Annotated in this window: 9 protein-coding genes; 3 read left to right on the forward strand and 6 right to left on the reverse strand. The window is 39.6% G+C overall.

Going from position 1 to position 8,503, the window contains the following annotated elements; all coding sequences use genetic code 11:
• Positions 1-4 precede the first annotated feature (4 nt).
• From rfbG to queC, 5 genes are all read right to left on the reverse strand, one after another.
• On the reverse strand, positions 5-1,099 hold the full coding sequence (rfbG, locus tag BTR25_RS21385; RefSeq protein ID WP_075690051.1) for a CDP-glucose 4,6-dehydratase: 1,095 nt from the start codon (positions 1,097-1,099) through the stop codon (positions 5-7).
• A gap of 171 nt (positions 1,100-1,270) precedes the next feature.
• Positions 1,271-2,443 carry a glycosyltransferase family 4 protein gene (locus BTR25_RS21390; protein ID WP_075690052.1) on the reverse strand — a complete coding sequence of 391 codons (1,173 nt, stop codon included), beginning with the start codon at positions 2,441-2,443 and terminating at the stop codon, positions 1,271-1,273.
• Between the two features lie 130 nt (positions 2,444-2,573).
• Positions 2,574-3,305 (reverse strand): 7-carboxy-7-deazaguanine synthase QueE, encoded by a 732-nt coding sequence (gene queE / locus BTR25_RS21395; RefSeq protein ID WP_075690053.1) that lies wholly within the window; start codon positions 3,303-3,305, stop codon positions 2,574-2,576.
• Positions 3,302-3,781 carry a 6-carboxytetrahydropterin synthase QueD gene (gene queD / locus BTR25_RS21400; protein WP_075690054.1) on the reverse strand — a complete coding sequence of 160 codons (480 nt, stop codon included), beginning with the start codon at positions 3,779-3,781 and terminating at the stop codon, positions 3,302-3,304. Before queD ends, queE begins: the two co-directional genes overlap by 4 nt.
• 3 nt (positions 3,782-3,784) lie before the next feature.
• Complete coding sequence (gene queC / locus BTR25_RS21405; RefSeq protein ID WP_075690055.1) at positions 3,785-4,444, reverse strand: 7-cyano-7-deazaguanine synthase QueC; 660 nt, start codon at positions 4,442-4,444, stop codon at positions 3,785-3,787.
• A gap of 396 nt (positions 4,445-4,840) precedes the next feature.
• On the opposite strand from queC, the gene BTR25_RS21410 reads away from it, so the two are divergent.
• The 3 genes from BTR25_RS21410 (at position 4,841) to BTR25_RS21420 (ending at position 6,314) form a co-directional block, all read left to right on the forward strand.
• A complete protein-coding gene (locus tag BTR25_RS21410; protein ID WP_075690056.1) occupies positions 4,841-5,332 on the forward strand; it encodes a DUF2975 domain-containing protein in 492 nt (163 codons plus the stop codon).
• A gap of 10 nt (positions 5,333-5,342) precedes the next feature.
• Complete coding sequence (locus tag BTR25_RS21415; RefSeq protein WP_075690057.1) at positions 5,343-5,567, forward strand: helix-turn-helix domain-containing protein; 225 nt, start codon at positions 5,343-5,345, stop codon at positions 5,565-5,567.
• Between the two features lie 144 nt (positions 5,568-5,711).
• Complete coding sequence (locus BTR25_RS21420; protein ID WP_075690058.1) at positions 5,712-6,314, forward strand: hypothetical protein; 603 nt, start codon at positions 5,712-5,714, stop codon at positions 6,312-6,314.
• A 90-nt stretch (positions 6,315-6,404) separates the two neighbouring features.
• Here the strand turns inward: BTR25_RS21420 and BTR25_RS26925 are convergent, their stop codons facing one another.
• A complete protein-coding gene (locus BTR25_RS26925; RefSeq protein WP_083652505.1) occupies positions 6,405-8,423 on the reverse strand; it encodes a LysM peptidoglycan-binding domain-containing protein in 2,019 nt (672 codons plus the stop codon).
• Between the last annotated feature and the right edge of the window lie 80 nt (positions 8,424-8,503).

Here is an 8,503-nt window from a genome sequence, read left to right on the forward strand (position 1 = left end):
TAACTTAATTTGCTATTCTCGTGTTCGAATACTCGTGGATTTGATTTAGGCAAACAGCCGCTACATCTTCATTGGCCTGGTAAGCCTTTGTCCATTCCACCACTTTATCTAGAGCGTGATCTACACTCCATCTTGGAAACCAACCCAAATTTAGTTTGGCTTTTGAGCAATCTAATTTTAAGTAATGTGCTTCATGGGGGTGAGGCCCAGTCTCCATGTCATAAGCAACTCCTTGTCCCCATTTCGTACAAATGCTTTTTACCATCCATTCCACTGTTTTCCCGTCCTTGTCATCTGGTCCGAAATTCCAGCCATCTGCAACCTGCCCTCCATTTTTATATAAGTGTTCTGCTAATGTTAGGTAGCCGCTTATTGGGTCAAGTACATGCTGCCACGGTCGAATGGCATGTGGGTTTCGAATTTTGATTATTCCACCCTGTAAAATAACACCAATGCAATCTGGCAGTAAGCGGTCTACAGCCCAATCACCACCACCAATTACATTACCAGCCCTTGCTGTTGCAAGACCAACCCCGTGTATTTCATAATCTTTCGGATGAAAATAGGAGTTTCGGTACGCTTCCGTGACAAGTTCAGAGCATGCCTTACTGTTTGAATAGGGGTCATATCCTCCGAGCCTATCATTTTCCCGATATCCCCATGGCCACTCTTTATTGCTATAGCATTTGTCTGTTGTGACATTCACGACCGCTTTGATTTCAATCCCATTTTGGACAGCTTCTCTAACGGATTCTAATAGATTAACCGTTCCCATAACATTCGTTGCATAGGTTTCAACAGGGTTTTTATAAGAGGCCCTAACTAAAGGCTGAGCTGCCATGTGAATGACAATATCCGGCTTGGCTGTTAGAATGGCTTCTTTCAGCGTCTCGATGTCACTAATATCTGCATATTTCGTAGGGATCCGTTTTTCTAATTGACATAATTCGAATAAACTTGGAGAAGTAGGAGGTTTTAAACTGTATCCCGTTACTTTTGCACCTAACGAAGAGAGCCATAGACATAGCCATGTCCCTTTAAATCCTGTATGGCCGGTAACAAATACTTTTTTATTCTTCCAAAATTCTGTATTAACCATTTTGTCAATCCCCTCTATGAAGCAGTGATTCCTTTTGGTTGAAGTTTGAAAATCTTTTAGCATAATATGCCTGTCCCATCAAAAAAGATTGGGCAAATTGAATGTTATTTGGCTAAGTTTTCATAATGTGTGATTTTTTTTAAAAGAGTCCACAATGTCCATCAATCAATGTCACCGTTCTTCTATTACATCACCTGTGAATCTACTATATAAATCCAACTGTCTCTTTACAGTGTGCTGCCAGGTAAAATGGTGTCTAACATGTGATACACATTCCACCCTCATCTTTTTTATGATTTTCGGCTTTGAAAAATGCTGGGGAATGTGTGAGATTAATTCCGCTCTTACTTGGTTTGGATTGATGAGAATCCCGGTTTTACCATGCTCGATAATTTCAGGAATGCCCCCTGATTTTGCCGCAATAACAGGCGTGCCTGTTGCCATCGCTTCTATATTTACAAGCCCAAATGGTTCTGCTATGGAAGGTACAACCAGCAAATCCGCCATCTGATACCAAAGCTGAATCATCTCATGAGGGACAAAGGGTGTGAAAAAAACATGCCCCTTCACATTCTCAGACAAGCGATGCAAGCGCTCTTCATACTCTTTATTTTGAAGAGTAGAAGAAAGGGTAATCCCTGCGATAAAGAGGACAATAGAGGGGTCTGCTTCTATGATTTCTGGCATTGCCTCTAGAATATGATGAATACCTTTGATTTCCACCAGTCTGCCTACATACAGAAGAATTTTCTTATCCGTTACGCCCCATTCTCTTTTTAACTGCTTTATTGACGCTTTACATTCCTTCATCCATTTGGGTTTAAACTGGGTTAGATTTACTCCTAAATGGTTAACGGTTATTTTGTTTGACGGACAATTTGTTTCATTTATGATATATTCTTTTAAATAATGACTATTCACGACAATGTGATCCGTCATATCTATACACGCTGCCCATTCCTTTTTACCAATATGCGGAAGTGACATAAATCTAGTAGACTGCATGACTAAGATAATTTTTGCCTTTGGCATTGCTAAGCGAACCTGTTTGGCAAATCGCGGTCGATTTTCGACTTGTATGATATCGGGTTGTAGGAGTTCGAGCTGTTTAATAGTTTGTTGGATATAGGTGTTGGCGGGAATGTAATTGCGGTGGAAGGTGATGGAGCCTTTTTTTTCATAAAAAGGTTGTTCTATTGTCTTTTTTCCAAAAATAAAAACATCTACCTCGTCTTGAAGAAGGTCTGCCATATTTAAAACAACCCTCTCAACAGAACTTGATTTAACCCCCGGGATTGGGAACGACCCAGGCGTAACAATTGCCACCTTTTTCCTTCGAGTCACTCTGCCACCTCTTTTCTCAAGTATTTTTACAATAGAATACTCGACTTGTACTAAAAAGGTGCGTTGTCAAAGGGACGGTTCTCCTGCATCCTTCGTTAAACGAAGGATGCAGGAGAACCGTCCCTTTGTATTACACTCMCCTTTTGTTTCCCCAGAGTAGTGCGTGTAGTTGTGGTAGTACTTTTACGTTGTTTAATTGGTGATCTTCGATTACTTTGTTGACTAACCATTCGTATTTATGGAGTAGTTTTTGACACAATTCTTGGTTGTTCAGATTGGTTAGGTCATCGTTCCCCACTTGGAGGTAGAAAGGAATTTCTGGGTACCTTAGATGCACTGACTTGGCGTATTCCAGATCACCTTCATTAAAGATCACCACTTTTAAGCTAACGTTATGTTCGAAATGATCTTCTCTAAGTTTTGCAAAAATATCATCTAACACTTCAAAATTGGTAATCATGTTAGAGCTTGGCGGCTTTGGTGAGATTGTTAATTCATCTATCTTAAGAAACCAATCCTGCCAGCGGCTCCCCTGTGTTTCAATTCCCATTTTAATCTGATTTTCTTTTAATATATCAATTAAACGATCTAAATTTTTCAATAGTGCTGGGTTTCCACCTGATATGGTTACAAAAGAAAACTGATCGCCGCCGATTTGGCGTAATTCCTCCCAAATAGCTTCAGGAGTCATCATCTGAATATCTTCTTTCGCACTTCCGTCCCATGTAAAAGCAGAATCACACCAGCTGCAAGAATAATCGCATCCCGCAGTTCTAACAAACATTGTTTTTTGGCCAATGACCATGCCTTCACCTTGGATGGTAGGTCCAAAAATCTCTAATACAGGAAGAGTCAAACTCATACCTCCATCCACTCCCTTCGCGCCTCTGCATAGCTTGTTGGCGTTTCATATAAGCGGACAAATTCTACTCGGGCTCCATGGTATTGCTTTTGACGCTCTTCTTTTTGTAAGCTTTGCTGCATTTTTTCATAAATCCAGACGACCATATTCTCAGCCGTCGTATTCATTAACGGAAGTGTTTCATTTAAATATCGATGGTCAAGAAAGATTTCTATTTCTTCCTTCCAAATATCTTTAATATCGCCAAAATCAATCAACAGCCCACGGTCACCCACAAATCCGCTTAAACCAAAAATGACTTTGTACGTATGACCATGAAGATTTTTACATTTCCCCTCATAGTTGTGAAGATGATGTGCTGCATCAAAGGTAAATTCTTTGCTTACTAAAACTCGTTTCATATGGTATTTCAGTTCATGCTCCTGAATGTTTTCACCGAATTTCTGCAATTTATCTACTATTCTAAAACCATACATCGTTTAACGACCTCCTCCGTTTAAAAATTCTTCCAGGCCATTTCTACGCAACACACAAGCGGGGCACTCCCCACAGCCATCCGCAATGACACCGTTGTAGCAGGTTAAGGTTTTTTCTCGAACATATTGAAAAGCTCCTAATTCATCAGCTAATCCCCAGGTCTCTGCTTTGTTCAACCACATTAACGGGGTATGAATCACGAATTGAGCATCCATTGATAAATTCAAGGTAACATTTAGGGATTTAATAAAAATATCACGGCAATCAGGATAGCCGCTGAAATCTGTCTCACACACACCGGTAATTAAATGCTTGGCACCTACTTGCTGTGCTAACACGCCGGCAAAAGTAAGGAATAAAAGGTTTCTGCCTGGAACAAAAGTTGATGGAAGTTCTCCATCCTCTCCATCCTTCACTTCAATATCAGATCTTGTTAACGCATTTGGTGCTAATTGATTGAGTAATTCCATATCTAAAATATGATGTTTTACACCTAGTTCATTTGTAATATTTTTTGCACATTCTATTTCCAAACTGTGCCTTTGATTGTAATTAAACGTAACAGCCTCTACTTCTTTAAAGTTTTTTAATGCCCAAAATAAACAAGTTGTGCTATCTTGACCACCACTAAACACAACGATCGCTTTTTCATCTTTTAACATATTGAAAGAACTCCTTTTCAACATAAAAAAACAGTACACCAAGAGAAGTACTGCTTCTTCTTAGTTTTTTTATCGAGGGGTGCTAGAACCTCTATAAGCGTGTAATTTAAAAAATAAAAAAACGACACCTCTAAGAGAAGTCCCGCTTATCTTAGTTTTTTTACAGAGGGGTGCTAGAACCTCCACCGCACGAGTGCGGATTTGAATATATTCAATAAAATACATTCTACTATTATTCTAATCATTTGTCGATAGTCACAGGGACGGTTCTCCTGCATCCTTCGTAAAACGAAGGATGCAGGAGAACCGTCCCTGTGTGTTTTGATAAATATTTATTGTAAAACGATAAATAAGGTGTTAAAATCAAGTTAAGATTAATTAGGAGAGGTGCTTTTTATGAAAAATGGATCAACACTTTTTTTAAAGGCTGCTGTAATTTTAATGGGATTGCCCATTCTTGCTTTGTGTATCTTTTTGTTGCCCCAGATAGCGGTTGAGGCCTTTGAACATGCAGGAAATGGTGCAACGCTGGCTTATGTGGTATTTGGGATATTAATTGTTATGTATGGGTCGACGATACCGTTTTACATTGCGTTGTACCAAGCCTTTAAGCTTTTACGCTATATTGACAAGAACTTAGCTTTCTCGGAACTATCTGTAATTGCTCTAAAAAACATAAAAAAATGTGCCATCACCATTAGTGGCATGTATGTCGTTGCCCTGCCATTGGTCTTTATCATAGCCGAGTGGGATGACGCACCTGGTCTTGTATTAGTCGGAATGGTCGTTGTTGGTGCTTCAATGGTGATCGCCGTCTTTGCCGCTGTACTTCAAAGACTATTAAAAGAAGCGATTGATATTAAATCAGAAATCGACTTAACGGTCTGAGGTGAAAAAAATGGCGATTATTATCAATATTGACGTGATGTTGGCGAAAAGGAAAATGAGCGTAACAGAACTTTCAGAGAAGGTTGGAATCACAATGGCTAACCTCTCGATCTTAAAAAATGGAAAAGCAAAAGCCATTCGACTATCCACCTTAGATGCAATCTGTAAAGCATTAGATTGTCAGCCAGGAGATATCTTAGAATACAAAAATGACAAAGATACTGAAGGATTATAATGAACAAAGCAGGTGCCGTTACACCTGCTTTGTTTTTAAAAGTATCAAACTTTGTTAATATTAATTTTTTCTTAAGAAATTGTTTAGGTCTTTCGTAAGATTTTTTCTTTATACTAATTACATAAAAGATAGAAGGTGATGATCATGATTAAAGAAGGAAAGATTTATTTAGTGTTAACGGATACTAGAACGATTTTAACAAGGTTGATTCAGTCCTATACAAAGAAACCTTATAATCATGCCTCCATCGCCTTTGATTCAGAATTAATGGAAGTATATAGTTTTGGGAGAAAAACAGCGAGAAACCCTTTTATTGGAGGATTTGTTAAAGAAGATATGCAGTGGGTCCTATTTCAACAAGCAAATTGTGCGATCTATTCTTTAACCATAACAAATGATGAATATCAAAAGATGAATCAGCATATCCAAGCAATAGCTGCCAACAAAAAGCACTATCGCTATAATTTTATCGGATTATTTGGTGTAATGTTAAATAGACCAATCAAAAGAAAAAATGCCTTCTTCTGTTCTCAGTTTGTGGCATCTGTCTTAAAAGAAAGTCAGGTCATTGACTTTGAAAAAAAACTCGCTCTTGTTAAACCAAGTGACCTCCCCCATTCGGCCAATTTTCAATTACAGTTTGAGGGTAGATTAAAGGATTATCAAGATAGAATGAACAAAAGAGTTCATGTTTCTAATCCAATCATTCCTCATCATAAAGTGCCAGGCACCATTCAAATTTTTTGATCCGTACCTGGCATTTTTTACAATTTATCCCTTTATTAAATGAGATTGCTTCAATTGGAGCAAAAAAATTCTATCATTGTTTTCCACTTTTTATCTTAGTCCTGCTGCTCGTTCAACTTGAGCTTGGTGAGAAGCATCAGCTCTTCCATCAATGTGGCGAGTAGAGTTTCCAAAATAAACATCGAAATGCCCTGTAATCCCGTTATTTGTGATGTATTGACGTTCATGGGGCATAAAGCTCATGCTCGCTGCTACTTTTCTGCCATCAATTTCTAAAATGACGGCTCGAGGTGTCCATGAGAAACCACCCCATATTGACTTTGCGATATTTGTATCGTTGATCGTCACAGTTTCACTGTCTGCGTGGTTAGCACCAATTGTTCTTTTAAGGTAAAAGCTTTTTCCTGTCGCGAAATCGGTCACTTTTGCTGTTTTACCTATCGGAAAGACATATTGAGCCTCCGTCCTCCAATCCAAATACTCACCATTACGTTCACTAACAACTGATTTAGCACCAATATTATGAACTGGAATTGTTAATTTTTGACCGATTGAAAGCTTGCTGGTAGCCGTCATGTTATTTGCTCGAAGTAACTCGGACTGAGGAATGCCATAACGTATACTTAAATCCCAAATATTGTCACCCGATACTACTGTATGAGTGGTGTAAGTAATGGTATTCGCACCAGTTTGTGCTGGTGCGTTGATGCCATTTGGTATGGTTAATGCTTGCCCTACCTTTAAGAGGTCTGAGCTCAAGTTATTTGCTGAACGAATGGCGTTAACCGTTACCCCGAAGTTTTTGGCAATCACAGAGAGGCTGTCCCCTGTTCGAACAGCATACGTAAACGTAGTTCGTTCCTCGGTATTCGTGCTCGCTGCCGGCGTTTGCGTTTCAGTTGGTGCTGGTGCAGATTCTGTGGCTTTCGTTCCTGTTGGGATGGTGAGCGGTTGACCAATTCTTAATAAATCTGTTGTTAGGTTATTAGCACTTCGCAACGTCTCAACTGTTGTCCCAAAACGTTTCGCAATGACTGATAAACTATCCCCCGCAACAACCGTATAACTCGTAGGCAACTGATTCGGCACGGGAGCTGTTGTGTCAGGTGCCGGGTTGGTAGTAGCATTCGTTGGAAGAGTCAACGTTTGACCGATTCTTAATAAATCTGTTGTTAGGTGATTCGCACTGCGTAAAGCCTCAACTGTTGTCCCAAAACGTTTCGCAATGACGGATAAACTATCCCCCGCAACAACCGTATATCTCGTAGGTACTTGTTTCGGCACGGGAGCTGTTGTGTCAGGTGCCGGGTTGGTAGTAGCATTCGTTGGCAGAGTCAACGTTTGGCCGATTCTCAAAAAGTCAGTTGGTAAATTGTTTGAAGTAAGTATGGCTTCAACGGTTGTTCCAAATCGTTTCGCGATTGCTGATAACGTGTCTCCTGCTACAACTGTATAAATGCTTGTTTTAGATTGCTGAGAGGCCCCCGGAGCCATTTGGTTCGCCTGTCCGTTCATATGCACAGGTATTATCAACATTTGACCAAGCCGAGTACTATCACTGATTAAGCCGTTTGCTTCCTTTATTGCCGTAACCGTCGTATCGTATTTCTTAGCAAGAACTGTCAAATAGTCACCCGTTCCTACTGTATGAAATGCCTTTGGGATAATGATCCTTTGATTAAGTTGTAAGAGATCGGAAGTTAGCTGGTTTGCCCTTTTAACATTATCCACCGTTGTATTGAACTTCCTCGATACATTCCAAAGAGTGTCTCCAGCAACAACCTGATAATAGATGGAACCATCTTGTGATGCTTGAGTAGCGGCAGGCACAGGAGCAGTTGCCTGTGCGGATGCTTCATTTCCTCCCATTAACGGAAGAGAGGTAATAGCAAACCCGCCAATTATCACTTTAACCATTGTTACCTTGATATGGGGGTAACGCTCTTTAACAATCTGCTTTGCTAGTACAATTACATCTTTCTTTTCTCTAGGTAACGTACCTAACTCATCAGCAAACTCCGATAGGTGATCAGCTAAGTGAATCACAATCTCATACTCTTCTCTTTGATGTTCTAACCGTCTCAGCTCATACCTTTGAAAAGAATCCATTCTGTTTCAAACTCCTTTAAAAAAATCAATAACACGAGTTTCCTACAAATAAGACAAATCATGCTTCTTTTATTTGTAAA

The sequence above is a fragment of the Bacillus sp. MRMR6 genome, assembly GCF_001940785.1.
Classification (GTDB): Bacteria; Bacillota; Bacilli; order Bacillales; family Cytobacillaceae; genus Neobacillus.